The sequence below is a fragment of the bacterium genome, from assembly GCA_037143175.1.
Taxonomy (GTDB): domain Bacteria; phylum Verrucomicrobiota; class Kiritimatiellia; order CAIKKV01; family CAITUY01; genus JAABPW01.
Genome location: JBAWZF010000008.1, coordinates 39017 through 64584 on the forward strand (window position 1 = coordinate 39017; position 25568 = coordinate 64584).

Consider the following 25568-nt stretch of genomic DNA (forward strand, 5'->3'; position numbering starts at 1 on the left):
ACCTCTCTTACTGTCCGTTTACCAGTGACACCAGCAGTCGTGCAATTTCCAGTGGGGGTTTAATATAACAAGCCCCGCCTACTGCAATCGCCTCTCCAGGCATCCCGTGCACCACGGAACTTTCCTTGTCCTGGGCAAAAGTGATTCCGCCGGCTTTTCGAAGGGCGAGCAGATCATCTGCGCCATCACGCCCCATTCCTGTTAACAGAACGCCAGCCGCCCGCGTGCCGAATTCCTTTGCGACTGAGCGAAAGAGAAAAGATACCGCTGGTTTCAAACTATTTTCGCGGGGTGCATCGCTTAGAAAGATGGTGCCATCCCGGTGAACGCCCATGTGGACTCCATCCGGCGCGAGATAAGCGCGGCCCGGCACAATCATGTCGCCGTTTTTGGGAATTCCGACAGGGAAAAGGGTTGTCTTTTCAAGCCAATCGGCCATACCGGCAAGAAAGCCGGGTGCGATGTGCTGGACGATGACCACGGGGACGGGAAACTGTGGCGTCAGGGCCGCCAGTATGGCCTGCAACACGGGAGGGCCGCCTGTTGAGGCCCCAATCGCGACGAGATGAATAGTTGCCTTCCCGGGCTGAATAGTGAGGGGTGCCGGAGGCGGGGAAGGCTGACGGATTGCGGAGGCTATACTTGACCAGCGGCGAACCAGCGGCATTCCGGCCATGAGTTTCACGGTCCGTATAAGATCCGTCGCTAACATCGGAGTCTCGGGATTCTTGAGTCCCGCCGGCTTTTCCATGGCGGCAACCGCCCCGGCGGCCATAGCCTGAAACGTTTTTTCCACTTCGTCCTTTTCCCAGCTCGAACTGACAATGATGACCGGGACAGGGGACGTTGACATGATCTCGCGGGTGGCCTCAAGGCCGTTCATCTCCGGCATGTGAATATCCATCAGGACCACATCAGGTTTCTGGCGTGACATCCAGGTCAGGGCTTCTTTCCCGTTGCAGGCCGTTCCTGCCACCCGGATGCCGGGATCCGATTCCAGGATGTGCGTGAGAAATTCCCGGGCGACAGCGGAATCATCGACGATCAAGGCGGAAATTATTTTGGATTGTTGGGGAGCCATGATCAGATTAATCGTTTTACGGTTTCGAGCAGATTCCCCTGGTCAAAGCTGGTTTTAATGATGTAGGCGGAGGCCCCTGCCTCGATGCCGCGCTCCCGGTCTTCGCGTGAACCCAGAGAGGTCACCAGGATGACAGGGAGTTCAGCCAGGGCCTTATCCTGCCGGATTCGCGAAGTTAATTCATAACCATCCATCCTGGGCATCTGGACATCAGAGACCACGAGATTGAAAGGGGCCGTTTTCAAGGTTGTCAGACCATCCTGCCCATCCACGGCCGTGGCCACGTGATAGCCTGCAGATTCAAGGATATTCTTGATGAGCATGCGGGAGGTGATGGAATCCTCCACAACGAGGATGGATTTGGTAGGTCGTATGTCGACTCCCGCAGCCGGTTTTGCCGCTGCTGTGGCGGGGATACCGCCTGAGAGGTTGATGGCGGAAGCCAGTAGGTCGCGGACGTTCAAGATGGGAACCACGCGGCCAGTGCCCAGAACCGTTGCCGCTGCAATATTGCGAATACGGGTTAATTGGCGGCCTAGACTTTTTACCAGGACTTCCCGTTCGAACAGTACGCGATCAATGGTAAAGGCGATCCGGCGATTCCCTGACGCCACCACCACAACGGGAAGTGCGGCCTTGGGGTCCTTGGGTAAGGCGGCGGCAGGGAGCTGAAGGGCTCGATCCAATCGGGCCAGCGAAACGGCCCGGCCATCCAACACGATGCTCTCCCGGTTTTCAATCGTGGCAACGTCTCCGACTTTCATGCGGAGTACCCGCTCGACGTTGATCGTGGGGATGACAAATAGTTGTCCGCCAGCCTCAACAAAGGTGCCGCGGAATGTAGCCAGACTCAGGGGAAGTACCAGGCGGAATGTTGAGCCCTTGCCTTCAATGGTACTGACGGATACGGATCCGCCTAATTCTTCGACACGCTCTAATACGATGGCCAGGCCCAAACCCCGCCCGGAGAGATCGGTTATAATGGGGCTGGTGGATACGCCAGACCTGAAAATGAGTCGTGCCAGATCGTCCTGTCCCAGACGCGTGGCATCGTCCTGACTCAGGGTGCCCGCTTTGATGGCGGCCAGTTTGACCTTGAGGAAGTCAATGCCCCGGCCGTCATCAGTGATGATAATCTCGACTTTACTGCTTTCAACCTGGGCGATTGAAAGATGAAGAGTACCCTTCCTGGTTTTGCCCAGTCGCTCCCGTTCGGCGGGGCGCTCCATGCCGTGGTCAATGCTGTTCCGGACAAGATGGATAAGCGGATCTTTCAGTTGTTCGAGGATGCGCTTGTCAATTTCGACGTCGCCTCCTTCCACTTTAAGTTCGGCCTCCTTGCCTTGTTCGCGACACACGTCACGGATCATTCGGGGAAAGGGTTCCATTAAGGAGGAAAAAGGTAGCATCAGCACCTTCTTGGCGTCCTCCAGAAGATTGTCCACCATACGATTGAGGAGCCGCTGATCCTCCTTGCTGGCCTTGGTGAGGGTGGACATCTTTTCATCTAACGATTCGATCTGGGCATGGTCCTGCGTGAGGCAATCCATGATTCGCTTAAGACTAGGTAGGAGTCGGGTATCACGCTGAGTTCGCGATTTCAGAGAATCGGCCAGAACTTGAAGAGAGGGTTGTTCCGCGGCAAGAATTCGTGAGTTTTTCTTAATTCCGGCAACTTGGGTGCGAAGCGCCATCAATTCCTCGGAGCGCTGGGTTGTGGCAAGTTTGGCGGAGAGTAGTTCTTCAACCTGAAGCAAAAGTGAATCCAGCCGGGTCGCGGGAATGCGAACCGTGCCCTCGCTCAGGGGTTGGGGCTGGGAGCGCTGGGTGGTGGTGGCTCCTGCATCAGAGGGTAAGGCCGGTTTTGCAACGGGAGTGGGGGGGGGAGGACTACTAGGTGCCTCCGGGAGCACACTAGCTGTAGGGCTGGGAGTACTTGATGAAGGCACTACCGCCGTCATGCGGCCTAATTCATCAATCAACTCGCCGGTGCCTGATTGTTCGGGTGAGGCGGCCAGCAAATCCTCGATTTTATCCATACTCCGGATCAGGGGGTCAAGGGCAGCAGGAGTGAGTGAAATAATTCCCTTTTTGGCGCCCGCCAAAACATTTTCCATGGCCTGACAAACCGCCTCAACGGAGCGCAGGTCAATGGCCCGGGCCGCACCCTTCAGGCTGTGGGTGGCTCGAAAGACCGTCTCAATGCGGGCGATTCGCTCGGGACCTTCTGGTAGGGACTGTAATGCCTGAAGGTCAGCGGAAATCGCCAGAATATGTTCGTTTGCCTCGACTCGAAACGTCGCCAGCAACCGTTGCATGAATTCTTCGTCACGGGTCATGAGTCACCCTTATACCTGATATTTTCCCACAAGTTCTTTAAGCCGACGTCCCAGAGAGTCAAGATTCCGGGCCGCCAGTTCCATTTGGCGCGTTCCTTCCACGTTCTGCTCACTGGCCTGTTTGATATTTTCCATTGCGATGGTGACCTGATCCACCCCGGCAAACTGCTGCTGGGTGGAAACCGCGATTTGGGCGGATGCCTCGGCGGCCGACTGGATGTTCCGGGCAAGGGTCTGGATCGCCTCGCCGGTTCGTGCGGACTGAGTGGCGCCGCCGTTGACGGCATTGCCAGCCTGTTCGGTGGCCATCACGGCGGTACTGGTGGCGCGCTGGATGTCATTCAGAATGGTGCGAACCTGGGAGGTCGCCTGCTTTGATTGTTCGGCAAGATTTTTAACTTCCTGAGCCACCACGGAAAAGCCCTTGCCGTGTTCGCCGGCTTTGGCCGCTTCGATCGCTGCGTTGACTGCCAGCAGGTTCGATTGCTCGGCGATGTCGTCCACCGAAGCGATGATCATGCCTATGGCCTGACTTTGCTCGCTCAACTTCACCATGCTTGCGGCGACAGAATCCACCTGTTCGCGGATGCGGGACATGCTTTCCCCGGTAGCCTGGACGGCATCTTCACCGGCTTGGGCGATGCGTGCTGTTTCGCGGGCGCCCTCGGCGACTGAGCGTGATTTTTCGCGTGCCAGTTCGGCGGTCTTTTTGACTTCCTCCACAGTCGCGGTGGTCTCGCTGACGGAGGAGGCGGTCTCCGTGGCAGAGGCGGCAAGTTGAGATACGGTGGTCGATATTTCGCTGGCGGAAGAGGCAAGCACGCCGACGCCGTCAAGAATCTCGCGGATCTGGACTCGCAGATTTCCGATCATCTGATTGAAGCTTCGGGTCAGCACGCCCAGTTCATCGTGGCGCCCGGTATCTTTGGCGTCAAGGGTGAGGTTCCCTGCCCCTGCGGCATTGGCCACCTCAACCAGGATTTTCACCGGTCGCGTGATGTTGAGGGTGATGGCGATACCAAGTATCGAGAGGATTATCAGAGCGGCAATGGAGCCGTTGCGAATCACGCTCATGGTGAGATGGTCGTCCTTTTTAGCTTCTGTTTCCAGATTGTTCAGCATGTCCCTTTCGATAGAGATGGCCGCATCAATGACGGTTCTTAGATCATCCGAAGCTTTCTCCCCTTTGCCGGATTTTAAAAGCGTCGCGACGGCGTCAACGCTTCCCGTGGATTTAAGTGCCAATTCCTCTTTCATGAGGGTGCACTTGTTTGAGACGGCCGCTTGGATTTGGGCGATGGCGCTGATCGCATTGGTATCTTTGGCGGCGTTACGCACGTGGCTGATATCCGCTTCAATGGTCGTCAGCATATTGCTGAAATGGTCGAGGTGGCTTTCGTCTCCGGAGAGGAGATAGCCCCGCAAGCCAGCTTCGGCATTTACCATGCGAAGAATGACGTGATCCATTTCGTCGATAATTAAATAAGTGCTGGCCACCTGCTCCGCATTATCAATGCCGTGATGCACGTTTTGATACGACGTCACGCCGACAATGAGGAGGAGAATCAGTGCACACCCATACCCCATCCCTATTTTAGAGCCAATGGATATTTTCATACTCTTTTTGCCTTTTTGTTAATTCATTTTAATGATCAAGAAAGATGCCGAGTCACCAGGTCGCGCAACTCTTTGCCCATGTCGCTCAGGTTTTTTGCCGTTTCGTCCAGTTGCCGTGTACCCTCTACGTTTTGTTCACTCGCCTGCTTGATGCTCTCCATGGCAACTGTCACCTGATCCACGCCGGCAAACTGTTGCTGGACAGAGACCGTGATTTGCGAGGAGGCCTCGGCAGCCGAGTTGATGTTCCGGGTCAGACTCAAGATGGCCTCGCCAGCCTTGGTGGCCTGATCGGCGCCGTTGATGACGGCGTTGCCAGCCTGTTCGGTGGCCATGACCGCCGTGTTGGTGGCGCGCTGGATATCATTCAGGATGGTGCGCACCTGATTGGTGGCCTGTTTGGACTGCTCGGCAAGATTTTTGACTTCCTGAGCCACAACGGCGAAACCCCGCCCATGTTCACCCGCCTTGGCCGCTTCGATCGCTGCGTTGACTGCCAGCAGGTTGGACTGCTCGGCAATGTCGTCTACTGAGGCGATGATCATGCCGATGGCCTGGCTTTGTTCGCTCAGTTGCGTCATGCTGGCGGCCACCGATTCCACCTGGCCCCGGATCCGGTTCATGTTGTCGGCGGTGGCCCGCACGGCCTCTTCACCAGCCTGAGAAATGCGGACGGTCTCACGTGCGCCCTCTGCCACCAGCCGTGATTTTTCCAGGGCGACCTCGGCTGTTTTCTTCACTTCCTCTGCCGTGGTGGTGGTTTCCGTCACAGACGAGGCGGTTTGAGTGGTGGAAGCGGCGAGTTGTGAGACGGTGGCCGAGATTTCGCTGGCCGCGGCAGAAAGGGTATTGGACACGCCAATCACACCCCGCATGGGCCGGGTAATACTGAGTGTAATGACCATGCCGGCAATAATCATCAAAACTACGGCGGCGGCAACGCCATAGCGAATGGTGGCAATGGTCAGGCTGTTGCTGGCGGATTCCTCTTCGGCGTGAACGGACAGCCGCCTTTCTCCTTCCTGAGTCAGGCTGGCAATGACACTCCTGAGCTCATCGGCAACCGCTTCGCTTTTTCCGCTTTTCAGGTTGGCAATGGCGTCGTTCGTTGAGGTGCCGGCCTTGAATGCGACTTCCTCCGTGAGCATGGCGCACCGGTTACTGACCAGATTGCCTATTTTTTGCAGTTCATTGCGAATGACCACATCAGACTCCTGACTGGTGATATCTGTCAGATCCTTGCCGATGTTCATAACAAGATTGCTGTAGTGATCGAGATAACTAGGATCTCCGGTGAGGAGATAGCCCCGCACTCCCGCCTCGGCCTCGCTGACCCTGAGGGCCACATGTCCGATCTCAATGATGGTCGTATTCTCCTGGTCAGTGGCCAGGGAATTGGCAATGCCCTTTATCACGTTGCGATAGGCCACTCCGCCCACCGTGGCCAGCAGGATCAGGGCGATCAGGTATCCGGTTCCAATTCTGAGTCCAATAGGCATTCGCATAAACTATCTCCTTAACTTAATTAAACTGTTTCATTCACGATAATGGAGGGGCTGGTCAGCAGACGTTCTGCATCCAGAACAATCAACCGCTCGCCGGTGACCCCTTTCAAATACTCTTCCCGGATCCCCGTCAGGGTAGGGAGAGTGGGCTGAAGGTCATCGGTGCCGATTTCTCGTGTGCCCATGACTGCATCGGCCAGAATTCCGAACTCCATTTTTGGGGAGCGCAGAACAATGACGCGACTCCGGTCGCTCAAGCCTTGGTTAGGCAACTCGAAAAAAGCGTGTAAATCCACGATGGACAAGATTTCACCCCGCAAGTTGGTCAGCCCCAGTACAAACGAGGGGGCACCCGGTAGTGGCGTCAGGGATTTGAGCGGATAAACTTCACGGACATAACTGGACTCAACCGCATAATTTTCCTCGGCCAGTTTGAAGGCGACCAGTTTCAGTTCGGTTCGCGCGGCCTTTTCCGGCTGTACTTCGCGGGCCAGCAGGCGGGCACGTTCACGAAGCAAGCGGCGTTCGTCATCGGGGGAAATGACACGGGCGGAAGAAGGTAATGTAGTAGGTACTGAATTCATGACTATGTCTCCCCCATCTCATTCAGAATCGAAATAACCAGTTCTTCCAGGCGGCCTGCTGTTAATCCATCCGATTCAGGTAACACATCATTTCGGGTATGCTGTTTAAGCAACCCGAGGGCATTTTCGAAATGCCGGCGCGCTTCAACTTTGTTTCCTGCACTTCTTCCTGCATTCCCCATAGCAAATTGCGCGATAATGAACTTTTGGTCAAGAAACAATGTTCGCCGTAAGGCTTCCCGTGTTTCGCTCAATTCCCCGCACTCTTGGAGAATCGTGGCCTGAAGGTAATGGTAACGTGGATTCACCTTATCCTGGGCGATGGCTTGATTACACCAGTCTAAAGAGTCCTTCAAACGTCCCAAATTAGCGAAAAGACGTGCCAGAAGCCCCATACTTTGAGCGGTATGCTCGGTGGTATAGTGTTTTCCTTTTGATTGCGCCAAGTCGTTTATTAGCAGGGAAATAGCCTCTTCGTAATGTCCCTTATGGTATAGGGAGAGCGCCTGTTTGCAGGCTTGTTCGGCCTGACTGGTCTGGGGTGGCGTTGGGGTCGGACTATGGGTGTGATGGGGGAACGGTGGCGCGTAGGACAGACGAGGCGCATCTTCAAGCCGAATTGGGGCCGGGCGGTATTCAGGGAGAGGAGGCTTGATTTTGTGAGCACGTTTCCGATAGCAAGTGATGTGGCCCTCCTCGGCCTGCCCGAATTCGGTCTCATGATAGATGAAGGTGTCGGTAGGGCCCACGAACAACCACCCTGTTTCCAGCAGTGAGCGGTAAAATCCGGATGCCACGCGCTTGGAGTGGGGGGCGTCAAAATAGATTAAAACGTTACGGCAGAAGATGATATCCATGGCGCTGGTATTGTTGACAAGTGAAGGGTAGGGGTCTTCGGCCAGATTCAGATGCTCAAAGACAACCATATCACGGATGGCGGAATTAAGTTTCCAGTGTCCGTCATGGCGTTTGCGGAAATACCCCTCTTTGAGCCACGCTGGAGCGTTACGGAATGACCATTCGGAATAAGATGCGTTCTCTGCTTGTCTGAGGAAGTGGCCATTGATGTCGGTGGCCAGAATGGTGATTTTCCAGTTGGCGATGTCAGGGATGGCGCGTTTGAGGGAAATAGCCACAGAGTAGGGCTCCTCCCCGGTACTGCAGCCTGCACACCAGACCCGGAGACGCTTTTCATCATTTTCCTTAAGGCGGATCAGCTCGGGTAGAACACGCTGTTCCAGGAACGTGAACTGTTCAGGGTTCCGGAAGAAATACGTTTCGCCAATGGTCAGGAATCCCGCTAATTCCTCAATCTGCAGTTTGGAGAGAGGGGTACTCAATAGCCAGGAGACGTAGTCAGCCACATGGCGGCGCCCGCTTTCTTTGGCAGCGGCATGAAGCCCCCGCTCAAGGTCGGAGCGACGCTCGATGGGGAAATGTAATCCCATGCGGTCGTTTACGAATGCGGTGATCTGATGGTAGAGGGTGTCAGGCAGGGATGGCGCTGGGCCCGGCTGATGTGAGGGTGGTGTCAATGAGTGTTTCCTCCTCAAACGAAAGCAGACCGGCAAGATCGTGGATCAGCAACAGGCCGTCGGGCAGTTTGGCAACTCCGCGGAATTGAGGCAGGGAGGGGAGAATTCCGCCGGAGGCCGTCATGGTCCCGGGCGCCAGGTCAAAGAGATTTTCCACCTCGTCGGCGACCAGCACGACGGAACGTGTTCCCGCCCGGGCAATGATAAAGCGATCACTGAGTTGCACGGGTTTGGCGGGTAGTTGAAACTTCTTCCGCATGCTGATCACCGGCATGATCTGGCCTTGTACGTTGATCACGCCCAGCGCGCAGTCCGGAATGCCTGGCACGGGGGTGACTTCAACAGCCCGGATTATCCGAAGCACGTTCTCAACGGGAATTCCAAAGCGTTCCTCCCCGAGGCGATAAGCCAAAACGCGTGTGGGTTGGTCGTTCATTTGCTGGGCATTCATAATAAGAGATATTAATGATTTCCTTCTGGAAGGATGATGCACGGAGTCAAGTTATCGTGCAAGTGAATAGTTTCCCCCTCCTTAAAACTAACAGCGTGCAAAGAACCACACGGGCGTGCAACTCCAGGCGTGGCAGTAGCTGTTTAAAAGATAGGAGCCGTAGGGATTGCGCTTCGGGTCATTCAGGTCCCATAAAACCACCACACGCTTTTCCCGTCATAGGTGCCATCTGTGCCGCGATAGAATGTCATGTTATGAAATCTTTCGTGAAAGTTTGATGATGATTGGCATAAGAATGCCGATCATCAGGATTAGTGAAACGGTTAAGAGGGTTTTGCCGGAAACTCCTCCGGTCTTGGACTGTTTTTTGAAGGTGGGGTTGGGTTGAGCCGCGCCAACCGTCCACTGTGCCCCTGAGCCGGCAGGGATCGCTGCGAGTACCGTGGCAACATCATATTTTGGAGCCGGAATTTCTGTCCCGCCGAAATAGACCTGATAGGTCATTCCTGACTTGGGAAAAAAGAGTGCCTCGTAAGTATTGTAGCGGGCTCGTAGTCCGGCAAACGTCAACGGCGGATTGTCCTGATTCTGAATGGTCAGGCGGAAGAGGCGGCCACGGTATTCGCAGGGAAGCGTAAGCGTCATGCAGTCCTGCTGGATAATTCCGGCGCGGATGCGGGTGATACGGCCGTTGGCCAGTGTCTGCCAGGCTTCCTGTGTTGTGGCCCGCCCTTCCAATGTCACAGCCCGCGAAAAGTTTGCCTCTTCAGTTTTCGGGATGATCGCAACAAGCGGTTCTCGTAGCGTGGAAAACGTGAGAATGGTTTGTTGCCGGGGTAGATCCTGATTGACTGTCCAGTGGGTAAGGTCGCGCTCAAGGGTCGCGGGGTCACCTGCCACGACAGACAACTGCTGGCCTAAAAATATAATCCGATCCATCCGGAATGGTTCCCGGCGGAACGAGGTGGCTTCGGTTTCGTTCCCCGCCTGACCGCCACGGGTTTGCCGGATGATCTCCACCAGCGGGGAGTCCTTGTTCTCAGTAATGTTTGAGACTTCAATCCGATACCAGAGGTAATTACCAGTCGAAATCGGGACCCGGTCGCGCCTGACATCTACAAAACGGGAGTAGTCGTATATGGGTTCGTTGGTGGCGAGAAGGGTCCATGATTGACGGTCCGTGCTGCCGGCAACGGTTACGAGCTTTTCGAAATTACGTACACCGGATTCGAATTGGAGGGCGCCCGGTTGAGGATGTTTTGGGTCCCGTGCGACCACCATTTCGATGCGGTTATTTTCGAGCGTTCGGAAGGATTCGATTTTAGCAGGTGCGAAGGGTTGCAGGGTTTCTACCGTGCGGAGAGGAATCTTGAGCCTAAGGAGGAAGGGGGTCTCCCGGCCAGTGGCGTCGAAGAGGCGAAGGTTGGTTGGCGGAGCATCCAGAACGTCAAACAGTTCGGCATCGAGCGTGAAGGACCCGATTTCGGTGGATAGACCTGCGGGTGGTTGAAGAGACTTGAACTGTTTAAAGGCATCAGGGGTTACCCCGGCCAATGGCAGGGTGGAGGCCGCAATAAGTATCGAAATATGCATGATAACACGTGAAATCATAGGGTTTCCTCCTTGATGAACTTTTTGCTGGCGCGGAGATAGACGAATGAGCCGAGGAGCAGCAGGATGCCGATAATCATCAGGGCGATGACCCGGTAGATGGTGGGCATATGGGCCATATCGACCATGAAGACTTTGAGGGCGACGGTGGTGAAAAGGATCAAGCCGACGATCCGGATGGCGCGGATCCGCCTCCAGATCCCGCCGGTGATGAAACTGAAGGCGAAGAGGGTCCAGAGTACCGAGATGCCGCCCGCTTCAAATTCACGGAGCTTCCAGTGGAGAAGACTGTAGAGCTCGGTGGTCAGGTAAAGCCAGAGCAGGGCGATGGCGGTGTAACCAAAGATGGCGGGAATGATGGTTTTGGTTCCCTGGCGATAGAGTAGAGCGGCGCCTGCCCCCAGAAGGACGAGCACGGCGGTAAAGTCCAGCCAGCGCATGAGGGCAAGGAAAGGCGTATAGGTCATGTTAAAATAGCCTTGCTCACACAAATTCCAGCCGGGCATATCGACAAAGATGGTTTTGATGACCGCACCGGCGGCAAAGAATATCAACCCCGCGACGAACGGAGTGGTTTGTGCCGAGCGGTAAAGCAACAGGAAGCCCAGTGCCATGGCGCACCAGAGGCCCGTTAACATGGCGGGACGCCAGGGGGTGAAAAAGCTGAACATCATGTAAAGCTCGCTGTGGAGATACAGGAAGATTACCGCTACGGCACCCCAGAAGAAGATGCGATGGGTAATGGAGGCGGGCGCAACATCAGGCGTATCGGGCAGAGGTTCTGCGGTTTGTTCGGACGGTCTGATGGCCTGGTGCAGTTCAAGAATGAAGGCCGCCGCTATCGAACCGATGGCGCCGCCAAAAGTCCATAATCGTGTTGCCAGGGCTTTCCAATAGGCCGTCATGTCGGATGGGGTAGCACTGGAGAAATCAAAGCGGGGACATTCAAATACTGCCAGCCGCATCAAGGTGAGCGCGTAGACTACGTAGGCCACCTGCCGCAAAAAGGCGCTGTCGAGTCGGCGTCCGAGCCAGAGGAACATAAACGCCTGTAAAGACCAGGCGAGCGTGAGTGATTCCTGTTCCATGGCCAGGGGCATGGTCAGCGTGGTGTAGAAACCAGCCAGGGCAATCAGGGCCACCAGCAATCGGCGATCGGTAGATTTTAACTGGATGAAAGCCGCGACATGCAGGACATAGTATAAGGCGATGGCGATGGTCATCAGCGCCGGGTAAGGGCGGCCTACTGCTTCGATAATCAGACTGTAGGCAAACCAGGAGAAAAGTCCGGCATTGAATACAAGATGCATGATTTCAAGCAGGGACGCTTGAATTGAGCGGCGCAGGTTGTGGAGAAAAACAAGGGTGGAGTGCGCCACGAAGAATAACGAGAGGAAGGTGATGGCGACAGGAAAGTCCGACGTTTTATATTGGCTGAGCGAGCCGATATAGATGGCATAGGTGAATACGAAGCCCAGATAATTAAGGAGGCGCCATTGGCGGAGATGGGCGATGCCAAGGATGCCGAGATTGAGCAGGAGCAGATAACTGAAAAGTGCCGGGAAGTTGGGGGTTCCCGTGCTGAGCAGGATGGGGGTACAGAAGCCGCCGATGAGGCCGAAAATGGCGATTAGCATGGAGTCTGCATAGAGGGCCAGGATGCCGGCCGCGACGGTGATCAGGATCATCAGGGCGAAAACCAGAACCATGGAATCCAGCAGGTGATAGAGAGGCCCGAGCGCATACATGCTGAAATACAGGGTGGCCAGGCCGCCGCCCACGAAGCCCTGGCCCAGGATGTTCCAGCGGTTTCCCAGCAGGCGGATGCCGCCACCCAGCATGCCGAGGCCAAACAGAATGCTCATGGCCACGCGTAGGGTGGGGCCCATGAGGTTGTTATCCAGCGACCACTTCAGGAAATAGCCCGCACAGGAGACGAGGGCCACAATTCCCACCCGCATCAGCCAGGTCGTGGCCACGGCATATTCCATGGTCACGCCTTTGGGTCGGTATTCCTCGCCCACCAGGATCCATTGCCAGATGCGGTTCAGGATGTCCTTGGCGGACTGAACCCAGGCTGGGGGTGGAGTGGGTGTTTCCTGTATTTCGGTAGGGCGAGGCGTCCCTGCCGAGCCGTCTTTGGGCGCTGGTTTGTTGTCCAACAGGTTTATTGGAATGGGCGGCGGCTGAGGCACCGCTTTCTCGGGGATGATGGCGGGCTTTTCCAGGGGTTTGACTGGATGGCGGAGTTCCCGTTGGATATCCAGAAGTCGATCTTCCAGGCGATTCAGATCGCTAATACTGTTCTTGATCTTTCGGAGTTGGACGACGATATAAATGGCGAGAAGGGTGAGGACGATCAAAAAAGGTTCATCAAACATATAAAGCCTCTCCTTGATTGGCGGCAGGTCGCATTAACATCACACAGTCATGAATGGCGATGATGTTTAAAGGCGAGGGGAGTGTCAAGGGCGGAAGCGGAATTCTCTCATCCTTTCTTGATTCTTGCTACCCTGCGCACTATCCTCCTCGGAGATTTAACAAGAAAGATAACCTCATCTCATGGCCTTGAAGAAATCTGAACTCTACTCATCCCTCTGGGCCGGGTGTGACGAACTGCGCGGCGGTATGGATGCCAGTCAGTACAAGGACTATGTTCTGGTGCTGCTTTTCGTTAAATACGTCAGCGATAAGTTTGCCGGTCAGCCTTATGCTCCCATCACGATTCCGCCAGGCGCCAGTTTCACTGACTTGGTCGCACTCAAGGGCAAAGCGAGCATCGGCGATGACATCAATAAGAAAATCCTGGGCCCCCTCGCTCAGGCCAACACGCTGTCTGATATGCCGGATTTCAACGATCCGAACAAACTCGGTAGCGGCAAGGAGATGGTCGAGCGCCTGACCAACCTCATCGCCATTTTCGAAAACCCCGCCCTCGATTTCTCAAAGAACCGCGCTGATGGGGATGACCTCCTGGGGGATGCCTATGAATACCTGATGCGGCATTTCGCCACGGAAAGCGGCAAGAGCAAAGGCCAGTTCTATACCCCCGCCGAGGTCAGCCGCGTCATCGCCCAGATCCTCGGGATCCACCATGCAGACACCCGGAACGAAACCACCGTCTATGATCCGACCTGCGGCTCCGGCTCCCTTCTCTTGAAGGTCGGGGATGAGGCGCGGCACGGCAAGGACGTGCACGTCTCCCTGTTCGGACAGGAAAAGGATTCCTCCACTGCCGGTCTCGCCCACATGAATATGATCCTGCATAATTATGGCACGGCCGAGATCAAGCAGGGCAACACGCTTGCCAGTCCCCTTTTTATCGAAGGCGACGCGCTGAAGACCTTCGATTACGTCGTCGCCAATCCGCCCTTCAGCGATAAACGCTGGAGCACCGGCCTCACTCCCGACGTCGATCCCTTCCGTCGTTTCGCCGGCTATGGCGTTCCGCCTGCCAAGCAGGGCGACTACGCCTACCTCCTGCATATCCTCCGCTCACTCAAGAGCACAGGCAAGGGCGCCTGCATCCTCCCGCACGGTGTTCTCTTCCGTGGCAACGCCGAGGGCGTCATCCGCCGCAATCTGATCCAGCGTGGCGTGATCAAGGGAATTATCGGCCTGCCCGCCAACCTTTTCTACGGCACCGGCATCCCCGCCTGCATCATCATGCTGGACAAGGAGCACGCCCAGGCCCGCAAGGGCATTTTCATGATTGATGCCTCCAAGGGGTTCCGGAAGGACGGCAACAAAAACCGCCTCCGTGAACAGGACATCCACCGTATTGTGGACACCTTCACCCGTCAGGTCGAAATCCCCGGCTACGCCCGCCTGATCCCCGTGTCCGAGATCAGCGCCGCGAAAAATGACTACAATCTCAACCTGCCCCGCTACATCGACAGTACTGAGGCCGAGGACCTTCAGGACATCACCGCCCATTTGCGCGGCGGTATCCCGGATCGCGACCTTGATGCGCTGGCCCGCTACTGGACCGTGCTCCCCAATGTCCGGGCGACCCTTTTCAAACCCGTGCGAAAAGGCTATTCCCGACTCTCGACTCTCGACTCTCAACCCGCAACTGGTTCATCTCTGAAAGCGGCGATCCTTGGCCATGAGGAATTCACCGCCTTTAACGCCTCCGCAACCAAACTTTTTACGAAATGGAAGAACGCCAATACCCCGCACCTTAAGGGCTTCACCCAGAACGGCCATCCCAAGGTCCTCATCGAAACCATTTCTGAGAACCTGCTCACTACCTTTGAAAAGGCGCCACTTCTGGACCCCTATGACATTTACCAGCACCTCATGGACTACTGGGCTGAGACGATGCAGGACGATAGTTACATCATCGCCGACGAGGGCTGGCTCAAGGGTGCCCAGCCCCGGCTCGTGATTGAGGACAAGGCCAAGAAGACCAAGGCCAAGCCTGATTTCGTGGTCGGCAAAAAGAAATACCAGACCGAACTGATCCCGCCCGCCCTGGTCATCGCCCGCTACTACGCCAAGGAGCAGGCCGCCATTGAGACGTTGGAAGCGCAGATCGCCGCCATTCAGCAGCAGATTGAGGAAATGGCCGAGGAACACGGTGGGGAAGAGGGGCTGCTGGTCGAAGCCTTTACCGAAAAAGGCACACTCACCGCCAAGAGCGTGAAAGACCGGCTCAAGCAGTTGGCAGTTGACAGTGGGCAGTGGACAGTGGAGGAAGAAGACGCATTGACCGGGTGGTTGAAGTTGGCGCAGCAGGAAGCGGACACCGGTGCGGAACTCAAGACCGTGCAGGACGCGCTCATGGCCAAGGTCGCGGCCAAATACGGTCAACTCACCGAGACCGAGATCAAGACCCTTGTGGTGGACGACAAATGGCTGGCCACCCTGGCCGCCGCCGTGCAGGGCGAGTTGGACCGTGTCTCCCAGACCCTGACCGGCCGCATTCGCGAACTCGCTGAACGCTACGCATCCCCCCTGCCACAGATTACTGAGGAAGTGGCTGAACTGGAAGCCAAGGTGGCCAGGCATCTGGAGAGAATGGGTTTCAAGTCATGAGCGAGAACAGATCAGCTCCGACGGGGATAATATCGCATCGTAATCGTAATCTTAATCCTAATCGTAATCTCTTGCCCCAAAGAGGATTATGATTAAGATTACGATTAAGATTATGAATCAGAAAAGACCCTTAAGTAAGCGCCATTCCCCTCTAAAGTGCTAATCATGAACACAAGTTTTGATCACGAGAAATTGAATGTATACAAAGAGGCGATTAAGTTTGTCGTTTGGGCGGATGAACTTCTGGAAACGCTCCCCAAAAATCTGGCTGTGCACGGTCAACTGGACAGAGCAGCGACATCCATTCCGCTAAACATTGCTGAGGGAAATGGGAAATACACAGCACCTGATCGATGCCGATTCTTCGATATCGCTCGTGGTTCGGCACTGGAATGTGCGGCGTGTCTGGATGTGCTTGTAGCCAAAAAAAGACTTAAAGAGGCCGACGAGGGGAAAGAGATTCTGGTTCGAATCGTCTCCATGCTGGTAGGATTAATCAGAAGCACATCGTCTGATCGTGTTCATGAAGATAGTTGCTCTTACGTAACGTAAAACGGGAAACCAGTGGATTAAGATTAAGATTAAAATTAGGATTAGGATAAAGATAACCCCCTGCAGAAGTGACTGTGCCCGTCATGAGCGAGAACAAGAAAATCCATAGTATCTTTAGCAGCGGTGAATTGCTGGAAGATCCTGTTATCCGGAAATTCCGGAATACTGCCACAAAGATTGAAGAAAAAGCAGCGTGTCGGAATTTCCGACATACTGCCGATTACGGAAAACGAATTCTTGCGACAGTGTCGCAAGAATTGACGGCTGAGTACGGCAGGGAGGCCAATTGCTCGGAGCTCACCCATACGGATCGCTTTGCCAATGTGTCGACGCCGTCGACACAATTAAACGGACGACACGGGTTCGACAGGCTCACCGCAGGCGGAGGTCGTCCCTCAGTACCGCATTTACTGGTGAACCCAAAATGTGCGAAGGATTCGCACATTTTGAGTTGGTCCCATTACGTCGAGTTTCTTGGCATCTGGGAAACCGTTTTTCAATCACAAGTTTATTATGGCGAATTCGCCATAATTAAAAGCCAGGCAGTTCAATGTGATCAGAACATTCTGAACTGCAAGGCCTTAGAGATTCGGCAGACAGTGTCTGCCGAATTGGCCCTCAAAGGCGAATTTGAAGCGACAATTGCAGCGGAAGGAAGAGCCATGAAGAAGATGGAGTTCAAGATATGAATATTGAAAATGATGGATCTCCCCTCATGAGCAATATGTGCAACTCGTTGGACAAAAATGGGATAAGAGGTGTATCGCCCCCCAATCTCCGCAAATTCAGGGAATTTTATCTGGCTTACCGGGAGATTCAACAGACGCTGTCTGTTGAATCTGATGCAACGTTCGCCATGAAACCCGGCCCAATTCTCGTGACAGTGTCACGAAGATTAAACAGAGGGACAACTATCCGGAATTTCCGGATAGTTCAATTCGCGCCCTTTCTCCGTCAACTCCCCAAAAGCCGCCCATGAACTCACCACTCGCCGCTCCACTGTCCACTGCCCACTGCCCACTGTCCACTCTTGGCTCCCCCCCCATCCCCCCCGGCTACAAACAGACCGACGTGGGCGTGATCCCGGAGGAATGGGAGGTTTCCTCCGTGGGTCGTGAGTTTGAAATCAAACTCGGTAAGATGCTCGACTCCGAAAAGAATTTTGGCGTGTCGAAGCCATATCTTGGTAACAGGGCAGTTCAGTGGGATCGAATCGATATTAGCGACCTGCCGAACGTCCCGATGACACGCGCCGATATTGAAAGATTTCGCTTGAGAAAAGGTGACCTTCTTGTGTGCGAAGGCGGTGAAGTTGGCCGCGCTGCAATATGGGATGCTCCGATTGACGAATGCTACTACCAAAAAGCGATCCACCGATTGCGTGCTTTACGTGGCTTCGACTCGAGGCTCATGGCGGCGCTATTGCGTCTATGGTCTGAGCGTGGGCTCCTTGCAAACTACGTAACCCAGACAAGCATCGCGCACCTGCCCCGTGAGAAGTTCATGGAAATTCCGATACCCGTGCCTCCCCTCCCCGAACAACGCGCCATCGCCGAGGCATTAAGCGATGTGGATGCGCTACTGTGCGGACTGGACCGGCTCATTGCCAAGAAACGCGACCTCAAACAGGCCACCATGCAGCAACTCCTTACCCCGCCACGGGCGGGGCAAGCCGGCCAAACCCGCCTCCCTGGGTTCAAAGGGGAGTGGGAGGTGAAGAGGCTGGGGGAGGTTGGCAAGTGCCTTCGCGGTGTTAGTTACCAAGGAGACAGTGATCTGTCTAATCGCGATACGACTCGTACGAAGCGACTGCTTCGGTCGAACAACGTTCAGGATGCTGTCGTCGTCACTGAAGATGTTCAATTCGTTAATGCTGCACGAGTGACATTGCTCCAAGTGCTCAAAAAAGATGACATTCTTATTTGTATGGCAAACGGCAGCAAGGCCCTTGTTGGTAAGTCTGGTTTGTTCAGGGTGATCGATGGATACGAATACACATTCGGCGCTTTCATGGGTTGCTTTCGCACGAACCCCAATGAAACGAATCCCTCTTTTGTTTTCTATCTTTTCCAGACTGGACGATACCGCGACTACATCAATAACTTGCTCGCAGGTTCGAGCATCAACAATTTGAGGCCGAGCAGTATTGAGTCTCTTGAGTTTCCCATTCCCCCCCTCCCCGAACAAACCGCCATCGCCGGTGTGCTCTCCGACATGGATACGGAACTGGCGGCGTTGGAGCAGAGGCGGGAGAAGACCCGCGCCCTCAAGCAGGGGATGATGCAGGAGCTGCTGACGGGGAGGATCAGGCTGGGTGCGGGAGGGGAACAAAAGGGAAAAATGAGACATATTGAAGAAATGGGACGTATAAAACATGGGGCACCTGTGTCCCATAAAGCACGGGGAGGTGCCGCGTGAGCAAGGGCTTCATTCCTCCGCATGGTGGCTTTGAGAATCTTCACAGCTACCGGAAGTCTCTCATCATCTTTCTGGCGACCTACTACCTGGCGAAGCGCTGGGTGCGTGCGGGGTCGCGGACTCGCGACCAAATGGAGCAATCTGCCCGGTCCGGCAAGCAGAACATCGTCGAAGGCAGCCTTGCCGCCGCCACCTCCAAGCAGACCGAGGTTCACCTGACCAATGTGGCCCGCGCCAGTTTGGGTGAACTCCTGGAAGACTATAAGGATTTCCTCCGCCTGCGCGCCCTGCCGATCTGGCCCAAGGACGCCCCTCGTATGCTGGCACTGAGGGCGCTGGGGAATAATGATGCGACGTATGAGACCTATAAGAATTATGTGGAGAGCGATGACCCGGAAATGGTCGGAAACGTCATGGTCTGCCTTTGTACCCAGACCTGCTACCTGCTCGATCAGCAAATCCGGGAACTGGAACAGGCCTTTCTCAAAGAGGGTGGCATCCGCGAACGCATGACACAGGCACGGAATGAGGCCCGTGACCAGCAGACCCCGCCTGAACCCGACGCTCCCGCTTGCCCACTTTGTAACAAGCCCATGCGAAAACGCACGGCCCGGCAGGGGAAAAATGCAGGCAATGCCTTCTGGGGCTGTTCTGGTTTTCCCGCGTGCAAAGGCACGCGCCCATCATGATATCCCCCCCCCTCATTACCATTTATCCCCTCCGTCCCATATGTCCCCTATGAATTCGGCTGTTATTGGCCGGCAACATCGTTATAACTGTAAAGGAGAACCGCATGGCGCAACGCAAGACTGTAAAGAGTACTAAAAAGAGCACCCCGGCCGTGAAAACGGATCCGAAGCCCAAGACTCCCACCCAGGCGGCCCTGGAGGTGACCTGGCTGCTGAAGGGCAACCTCAAGAATGCCCGCATTGCCTATATCCGCATCGGCATCCTCCTCGCCCGGGTGCGGGATGAAAAGCTCTACACCGCCCTGAAACATCCCGATATCGAAAGTTATGCCGAAGCACGGCTGCAACTCGGCAGATCCTCCCTCTACAAATACCTCCAGGTCCACGACTGGATGGTCGAGTTCCACCCGAAGTGGCTCGAACCCAAGCCGGAAGGGTTCATTCCTGAATTAGCCGATGCCGGCGACCTGATCTGGATCGAGAATGAACTTGCAAAAAAAGATCTTAAGCCGGCGACGCGGACCACGTTGGAGGGATTGCAGAAGAAAGCCATGGAAGGGCAGTTGCGGGAAGGCGACCTCAAGCCACACCTCCAGCGGCAGAATACGGCGGCCGCAGGACTCAAGTCCTATCTGTCGAAACTCCGACTCCTGCGCAGACGCGCTGCCGAGCTTGCGAGCATGCCGCCGGAAGTGATCTCGTATCTGGATAAGGCGATCGAAATCCTCAACAACGATCACACCACGGCGTCGTCCGGACAGGCTTCCGGCGGCGCCAGATCAGGGAGTGGCGCGAAAAATAGTGTCGTAAATGGTTGAAAAATAGCATGTTATAAAAAGTCCAGTTGACTGGATTTTAAGGAAATTCATGAACACGGAACGTGAGACGCAGAATCGGGTGATCGCCCTGTTTCGTGATGAACTCCACTATCGCTATCTTGGCGATTGGGCGGACCACCCCGCCAACAGTAACATCCAGGAGGATTTGCTGACCGACTACCTGGCCAAGGCGGGTTATGCGCCGGAACAAATCAGTCGCGCCATTTTCCTGCTCCACAAGGCGGCGGATAATCCCACCCAGGGCCTCTACAATAACAACAAGGCGGTTTATGACCTGCTGCGTTACGGCGTGCCGGTAAAAGTCGAGGCCGGCAAGGTCACCGATTCCGTCAATGTCATTAACTGGCGGCAGCCGGAGAAAAACGACTTCGCCATTGCCGAGGAGGTGACACTGCGCGGTAACCTGGAGCGCCGTCCTGACCTTGTCCTTTACGTCAATGGCATCGCCGTCGCGGTGATCGAGCTGAAAAACAGCCACGTCTCGATCGGTGACGGCATTCGCCAGTTGCTCTCCAATCAGCAGCCGGAGTTCAACGCCTGGTTCTTTGCCACCGTGCAGATCGTCTTCGCCGGCAACGATTCCGAGGGTCTGCGCTATGGCGCCATCAAGACCGAAGAGAAATATTTCCTGAAATGGAAGGAAGACGAGGCGGACGACACCCGCTTCAAACTCGACAAGTATCTGCTCAAGATGTGCCGCAAAGACCGGCTTATTGAACTGATGCATGACTTCGTGATCTTCGACGGCGGGATCAAGAAACTGCCGCGGGTCCACCAGTATTTCGGCGTCAAGGCGTCTCAGGCCCACGTCAAGGCGTGCAAGGGCGGAATCATCTGGCACACGCAGGGGAGCGGGAAAAGCATCGTGATGGTGTTGCTGGCCAAGTGGATCCTTGAAAACAAGCCCAACGCCCGGGTACTCATCCTTACCGACCGCGATGAACTGGATAAACAGATCGAGCGCGTCTTTGCCGACAGCGGGGAGACCATCTACCGCACCAGTAGCGGCCAGGACCTGATGGCGCAACTGGGGCGGGCCGCGCCGCGTCTGCTTTGCTCGCTGGTTCATAAGTTCGGCAAAAAGGGCGTGGATGATTTCGATGCCTTCATCGAGGAACTCAAGAAGCAGCCCAGTCCGGCGGTTGGCGAGTTGTTCGTCTTTGTGGACGAATGTCACCGGTCGCAAAGCGGCAAACTGCATAAGACGATCAAGGCCATGTTGCCCGGCGCGGTGTTCATCGGGTTCACGGGCACGCCGCTGCTGAAGCAGGATAAGCAGACCAGTCTGGAAGTCTTCGGCGGCTACATTCATACGTACCGGTTCGATGAGGCGGTGGCGGATGAGGTGGTGCTGGATCTGGTTTACGAGGCGCGGGACATCGAGCAGAGTCTCGGCTCACAGGACAAGATTGACGCCTGGTTTGAGGCCAAGACGAAGGCGCTGAACAACTGGCAGAAGGCGGCGCTGCGCGAACAGTGGGGCACAATGCAGAAGGTGCTCAGCTCCCGCTCGCGTATGGACCGCGTGGTGAGCGACATCGTCTTCGACTTCAGCGTTAAGCCGCGTCTGTCCAGTGAACGCGGCAACGCCATGCTGGTGGCCTCCAGCATCTATGAGGCGTGCAAGTACTTTGAGTTGTTCCAGAAGACCGTGTTCAAAGGCCGGTGCGCGGTCGTCACGTCTTACAACCCGCAGGCGCAGGATGTCACGCTGGAGGAGACCGGCGCGAACACCGAGACCGAGAAACAGTTTCTTTACCATACCTACACCGCGTTGCTGGAGGATGTGGACGCCAGACCCGGTAAGACCAAGACCGAGACCTATGAGGATGCGGTGAAGGAACTATTCAAGAAAGAGCCGGCGAACATGCGCCTGCTTGTTGTGGTGGACAAACTGCTCACCGGTTTCGACTCACCGCCTTGCACCTATCTCTACATTGATAAGTCCATGCAGGATCACGGCCTGTTTCAGGCGATTTGCCGCACGAACCGGCTGGATGGCGATGACAAGCCTTTCGGCTACATTGTGGATTACAAAGACCTGTTCAAAAAAGTGCAGGGCGCCATCGCCGTGTATACCTCCGAACTGGATCACAGCGCCGGTGTTGGAAGTCCGGAAGTCCTGTTGCAGGATCGCCTCAAGAAAGGCCGGGAGCGGCTTGACCAGGCCTTCGAAGCCATTAGCCTGCTCTGCGACCCGGTTCAGCCGCCAAGGGGCGTGCTGGAACACATTCACTATTTCTGTGGCAATACCGAGAATCCCGATGATCTTAAGAAGCACGAAACGCAGCGCGTCGCGCTCTACAAAGCATCCGCCGCCTTGGTGCGGGCCTACGCCAATATTGCCGATGACCTGCCGCAGGCCGGCTATACTGCGGCCCGTATCGCGCAGATCAAGCAGGACCTCGACCGGACGTTGAAACTGCGAGACAGTATCCGGCAGGCCAGCGGTGAGACCATCGATCTCAAGGCCTATGAGGCCGATATGCGGCATCTGATCGACACCTACATTGAGGCCGCCGAGCCGCGGAAGATTTCCGATTTCGGGGAGATCGGGCTGCTGGAGTTGATCGTGAAGAGCGGCATTGCCGAAGCCATCAACAGTCTCCCCGAGGGTATCCGTGGCAATCGAAATGCGGTGGCGGAAACCATCGCCAATAACGTGCGCAGTAAGATTATCAAGGAACACCTGAACGATCCCGCCTTCTACGACACCATGTCGGCGTTGCTGGGCGAGATTCTCGCCGACCTCAAGACGCAGCGGATCAGTTACGAGGAATTTCTGAAACGGGTGGCCGACCTCGCCCGGAAAGTTCAGGCCGCCCAGGCGGACGACACACCGGCGAAGCTGAACACCCCCGGCAAACGCGCCCTCTATAACAACCTGATGCTGGATCTCAAGGGGACTGCCGCCGATACGGCGGCTACTACAGTAGGACGCGATCCGCTGTCGTTATTTGGGACCGATGGGGTGCATCAGTTGATTGAGCGTGTCATCCGGATTGACGATACCGTGCGCCGGGTCCGCCCGAACGCTTTCCGCGGCAACCGCGCGAAAGAGAATGTCATCAAGGCCGCGTTGCTACCTCTACTGGGGAATGACATGAGCGAGGTGGAGCGCATCTTCCGCATCATTGTTGCCCAGCCGGAGTACTGATGAAAGCACAGCTCCAGCTGGGGAATGTTGCCGTCGACGTGGTTTGGAAGGATATCAGGAATGTTCACCTCAGCGTGCATCCGCCGACCGGGCGGGTGACGATCTCGGCGCCTACCCGTCTGAGTCTTGATGCCCTCCGCGTTTTTGCCATCTCCAAGTTCGGCTGGATCCGGCGGCAGGCTGAAAAATTGGTGGAGCAGGAGCGGGAAGCACCACGTGAATATCTTAATCGCGAAAGTCATTACGTCTGGGGGCGGCGATACTTGTTGAAGGTCATTGAGGCAAATTCGGTGCCCTCGGTGGTATTGAGTCATAACCGGATGATGATGCAGGTGCGGCCGGAGCGGGATCAGGCCAGCAGGCAGGAAGTTCTTGACGCGTGGTATCGCGAGCAGCTTAAGGCCGCGTTACCCGCCTTGGTTGCCAAATGGCAGCGGTTACTGGGTGTGCAAGTGGAGCGGTGTTTTGTGCAACGCATGAAAACCAAGTGGGGCAGTTGCAACCCCCGGGCCCGGACGATACGCTTGAACACCGAACTCGCCAAAAAGCCCAGGGAGTGCCTTGACTACATTGTCCTGCATGAGATGGTTCACCTGTTGGAACCGACGCACTGTGCAAACTTTGTCAAATTGATGGATCAGTTTATGCCCAAATGGCAGCATTACCGGGACATCCTTAACCGCTTGCCGGTGCGGTATGAATTTGGAGTGCGGCGGCTTGACGCCTCCTAATTTCCTGTTGGCAATCCATTCTATTGCGGTGTAAATTTATCCACATTGATTTTTCCTCCTCGGGCAAAAAGGGGTGGAGGATGTGTTGTGTAAAGGATATGGGGTATGACCGAACTATTGATTTCGCGGATGCAATTTGGAGTTTCGATTGGAATTCATTATTTGTTTCCCATTACGACACTGGGGTTGACGCTGTTCATTGTTATTTTTGAGACACTTTACATTGTAAAAAGACAGAATCAGGATCGTGCCATATCTGCGTTTCTGGTGAAGCTGCTAGGTTTGATTTTTGTGGCAGGGGTGGCGACCGGGTTGATGATGCCTTTTTCGATGGGCGCGAACTGGGCCCGTTTCTCCACATATGCCGGTGCGGTGCTGGGCGCCCTTATTTCGGTGGAGGCCATTACCGCCTTCGCACTCGAATCCGCCTTTATCTCAATCCTCTTGTTCGGGCGTGATCGTGTGTCTCCTTTCGTCTATTGGCTGTCGGCGGTGCTCGTATTTATCGGGGCGCATCTATCCGGCTTCTGGATTGTGGCGGCCAACTCCTGGCTGCAAACTCCGGCAGGCTACGCCCTGGAAGATGGCCGCGTCGTGCTGACAAGTTTAAGTCAGGCGCTGTTCAACCCTTCGACCCTGATCCGTTTTGCGCATGTGGTGACGGCGGCCTGGCTGGTGGGCGCCTTTTTCACGGCGGGGATCGCCGCATATTATTTGGCCCGTTCCCGGCATGAAGCCTTTGCTAAAAAGCTACTGTCAGTCGCCTTGCCACTTGCGTTGGTGCTGGCGGTGTCCCAGCCGATTCTGGGGCATTTCCATATCATGGAGGTGTTGGGAAATAATCCCGAAAAAGATGCCGCTTATGAAGGGATCTTTAAGTCGGTTAATGGAGCTCCATTGCTGTTATTCGGGATCCCTGATGAGGAGAATCAGGTGATTCACTTTCCCGTGGGCGCGCCCTATGTGTTGAGTTTATTGGAGTCAGGTGATCCGATGGGGCGCGTGAAAGGACTTGAGGAGTTCCCTCGCGAGAATTGGCCACCGGTGAATGTGATCTTCACCACATTCCATCTGATGATCGTGCTGGGGGTGGTCATGATTGCGGTCGCTGCTCTCGGGGTGTTTCTGCTGTGGCGCCAAAAGCTTTATACCGCTCGCTGGTATTTGTTGCTTTTGCCCTGGCTGATTCCGCTTCCCTATTTGGCTAATGAGATAGGGTGGATTGGGACTGAGATCGGACGCCAGCCCTGGATTATCTATGGCGTCATGCGAACGGCGAATGCCTCAACAATCACGTTGCCCCTGTGGCAGTTGAGTGTGTCCTTTGTGGGCATCACTTTGGTTTATTTGGTGATAACGGTGCTGACATTTGTATCCGTAAAGAAGCTCGTACACAACGGGCCAAAGGTAGGATAAATT

At 55.3% G+C, this 25568-nt stretch carries 18 protein-coding genes; 9 read left to right on the forward strand and 9 right to left on the reverse strand.

Annotated elements, in window-relative coordinates:
* Positions 1-7 precede the first annotated feature (7 nt).
* From cheB to WCI03_04855, 9 genes are all read right to left on the reverse strand, one after another.
* On the reverse strand, positions 8-1060 hold the full coding sequence (gene cheB, locus WCI03_04815; GenBank protein MEI8139172.1) for a chemotaxis-specific protein-glutamate methyltransferase CheB: 1053 nt from the start codon (positions 1058-1060) through the stop codon (positions 8-10).
* Between the two features lie 23 nt (positions 1061-1083).
* Positions 1084-3420, reverse strand: a complete 2337-nt coding sequence (locus WCI03_04820; protein MEI8139173.1) for a response regulator — start codon at positions 3418-3420, stop codon at positions 1084-1086.
* Positions 3421-3429: 9 nt separating this feature from the next.
* Complete coding sequence (locus WCI03_04825; protein MEI8139174.1) at positions 3430-5037, reverse strand: methyl-accepting chemotaxis protein; 1608 nt, start codon at positions 5035-5037, stop codon at positions 3430-3432.
* Between the two features lie 35 nt (positions 5038-5072).
* Complete coding sequence (locus WCI03_04830) at positions 5073-6542, reverse strand: methyl-accepting chemotaxis protein (protein MEI8139175.1); 1470 nt, start codon at positions 6540-6542, stop codon at positions 5073-5075.
* Between the two features lie 20 nt (positions 6543-6562).
* A complete protein-coding gene (locus WCI03_04835) occupies positions 6563-7126 on the reverse strand; it encodes a chemotaxis protein CheW (GenBank protein ID MEI8139176.1) in 564 nt (187 codons plus the stop codon).
* Between the two features lie 2 nt (positions 7127-7128).
* Positions 7129-8661 (reverse strand): CheR family methyltransferase, encoded by a 1533-nt coding sequence (locus tag WCI03_04840; protein ID MEI8139177.1) that lies wholly within the window; start codon positions 8659-8661, stop codon positions 7129-7131.
* The gene (locus WCI03_04845; GenBank protein MEI8139178.1) at positions 8615-9112 is read right to left on the reverse strand and encodes a chemotaxis protein CheW; all 498 of its coding nucleotides are present in this window, start codon (positions 9110-9112) and stop codon (positions 8615-8617) included. The genes WCI03_04840 and WCI03_04845 overlap by 47 nt, the downstream gene beginning before the upstream one ends.
* A gap of 252 nt (positions 9113-9364) precedes the next feature.
* Positions 9365-10723 (reverse strand): DUF3999 family protein, encoded by a 1359-nt coding sequence (locus tag WCI03_04850; protein MEI8139179.1) that lies wholly within the window; start codon positions 10721-10723, stop codon positions 9365-9367.
* Positions 10720-13104 (reverse strand): DUF2339 domain-containing protein, encoded by a 2385-nt coding sequence (locus tag WCI03_04855; protein MEI8139180.1) that lies wholly within the window; start codon positions 13102-13104, stop codon positions 10720-10722. Before WCI03_04855 ends, WCI03_04850 begins: the two co-directional genes overlap by 4 nt.
* Before the next feature lie 181 nt (positions 13105-13285).
* Here WCI03_04855 and WCI03_04860 point away from each other — a divergent pair, with 181 nt between their 5' ends.
* The 9 genes from WCI03_04860 (at position 13286) to WCI03_04900 (ending at position 25565) form a co-directional block, all read left to right on the forward strand.
* On the forward strand, positions 13286-15763 hold the full coding sequence (locus WCI03_04860) for a type I restriction-modification system subunit M (protein MEI8139181.1): 2478 nt from the start codon (positions 13286-13288) through the stop codon (positions 15761-15763).
* Positions 15764-15928: 165 nt separating this feature from the next.
* A complete protein-coding gene (locus tag WCI03_04865) occupies positions 15929-16315 on the forward strand; it encodes a four helix bundle protein (GenBank protein ID MEI8139182.1) in 387 nt (128 codons plus the stop codon).
* An 83-nt stretch (positions 16316-16398) separates the two neighbouring features.
* The gene (locus tag WCI03_04870; protein ID MEI8139183.1) at positions 16399-17004 is read left to right on the forward strand and encodes a hypothetical protein; all 606 of its coding nucleotides are present in this window, start codon (positions 16399-16401) and stop codon (positions 17002-17004) included.
* 286 nt (positions 17005-17290) lie between these two features.
* Positions 17291-18733, forward strand: a complete 1443-nt coding sequence (locus WCI03_04875; protein MEI8139184.1) for a restriction endonuclease subunit S — start codon at positions 17291-17293, stop codon at positions 18731-18733.
* Positions 18730-19422 carry a four helix bundle suffix domain-containing protein gene (locus WCI03_04880; protein ID MEI8139185.1) on the forward strand — a complete coding sequence of 231 codons (693 nt, stop codon included), beginning with the start codon at positions 18730-18732 and terminating at the stop codon, positions 19420-19422. The genes WCI03_04875 and WCI03_04880 overlap by 4 nt, the downstream gene beginning before the upstream one ends.
* A 104-nt stretch (positions 19423-19526) precedes the next feature.
* Positions 19527-20240: a hypothetical protein gene (locus tag WCI03_04885; protein ID MEI8139186.1), complete on the forward strand. Its 714-nt coding sequence runs from the start codon at positions 19527-19529 to the stop codon at positions 20238-20240.
* Positions 20241-20289: 49 nt separating this feature from the next.
* Positions 20290-23418 carry an HsdR family type I site-specific deoxyribonuclease gene (locus WCI03_04890; protein MEI8139187.1) on the forward strand — a complete coding sequence of 1043 codons (3129 nt, stop codon included), beginning with the start codon at positions 20290-20292 and terminating at the stop codon, positions 23416-23418.
* On the forward strand, positions 23418-24149 hold the full coding sequence (locus WCI03_04895; protein MEI8139188.1) for a SprT family zinc-dependent metalloprotease: 732 nt from the start codon (positions 23418-23420) through the stop codon (positions 24147-24149). The genes WCI03_04890 and WCI03_04895 overlap by 1 nt, the downstream gene beginning before the upstream one ends.
* 105 nt (positions 24150-24254) lie before the next feature.
* Entirely contained in the window at positions 24255-25565 is a 1311-nt protein-coding gene (locus tag WCI03_04900; protein MEI8139189.1) for a cytochrome ubiquinol oxidase subunit I, read from the forward strand.
* The last annotated feature ends 3 nt before the right edge of the window (positions 25566-25568 follow it).

Excerpts from the sequence above, each read along its gene's own strand:
- WCI03_04820 (MEI8139173.1), bottom strand. The coding sequence starts at position 3,420 with ATGACCCGTGACGAAGAATTCATGCAACGGTTGCTGGCGACGTTTCGA.
- WCI03_04825 (MEI8139174.1), bottom strand. The coding sequence starts at position 5,037 with ATGAAAATATCCATTGGCTCTAAAATAGGGATGGGGTATGGGTGTGCA.
- WCI03_04830 (MEI8139175.1), bottom strand. The coding sequence starts at position 6,542 with ATGCGAATGCCTATTGGACTCAGAATTGGAACCGGATACCTGATCGCC.
- WCI03_04835 (MEI8139176.1), bottom strand. The coding sequence starts at position 7,126 with ATGAATTCAGTACCTACTACATTACCTTCTTCCGCCCGTGTCATTTCC.
- WCI03_04845 (MEI8139178.1), bottom strand. The coding sequence starts at position 9,112 with ATGAATGCCCAGCAAATGAACGACCAACCCACACGCGTTTTGGCTTAT.
- WCI03_04850 (MEI8139179.1), bottom strand. The coding sequence starts at position 10,723 with ATGATTTCACGTGTTATCATGCATATTTCGATACTTATTGCGGCCTCC.
- WCI03_04855 (MEI8139180.1), bottom strand. The coding sequence starts at position 13,104 with ATGTTTGATGAACCTTTTTTGATCGTCCTCACCCTTCTCGCCATTTAT.
- WCI03_04860 (MEI8139181.1), top strand. The coding sequence starts at position 13,286 with ATGGCCTTGAAGAAATCTGAACTCTACTCATCCCTCTGGGCCGGGTGT.
- WCI03_04865 (MEI8139182.1), top strand. The coding sequence starts at position 15,929 with ATGAACACAAGTTTTGATCACGAGAAATTGAATGTATACAAAGAGGCG.
- WCI03_04870 (MEI8139183.1), top strand. The coding sequence starts at position 16,399 with ATGAGCGAGAACAAGAAAATCCATAGTATCTTTAGCAGCGGTGAATTG.
- WCI03_04875 (MEI8139184.1), top strand. The coding sequence starts at position 17,291 with ATGAACTCACCACTCGCCGCTCCACTGTCCACTGCCCACTGCCCACTG.
- WCI03_04885 (MEI8139186.1), top strand. The coding sequence starts at position 19,527 with ATGGCGCAACGCAAGACTGTAAAGAGTACTAAAAAGAGCACCCCGGCC.
- WCI03_04890 (MEI8139187.1), top strand. The coding sequence starts at position 20,290 with ATGAACACGGAACGTGAGACGCAGAATCGGGTGATCGCCCTGTTTCGT.
- WCI03_04895 (MEI8139188.1), top strand. The coding sequence starts at position 23,418 with ATGAAAGCACAGCTCCAGCTGGGGAATGTTGCCGTCGACGTGGTTTGG.
- WCI03_04900 (MEI8139189.1), top strand. The coding sequence starts at position 24,255 with ATGACCGAACTATTGATTTCGCGGATGCAATTTGGAGTTTCGATTGGA.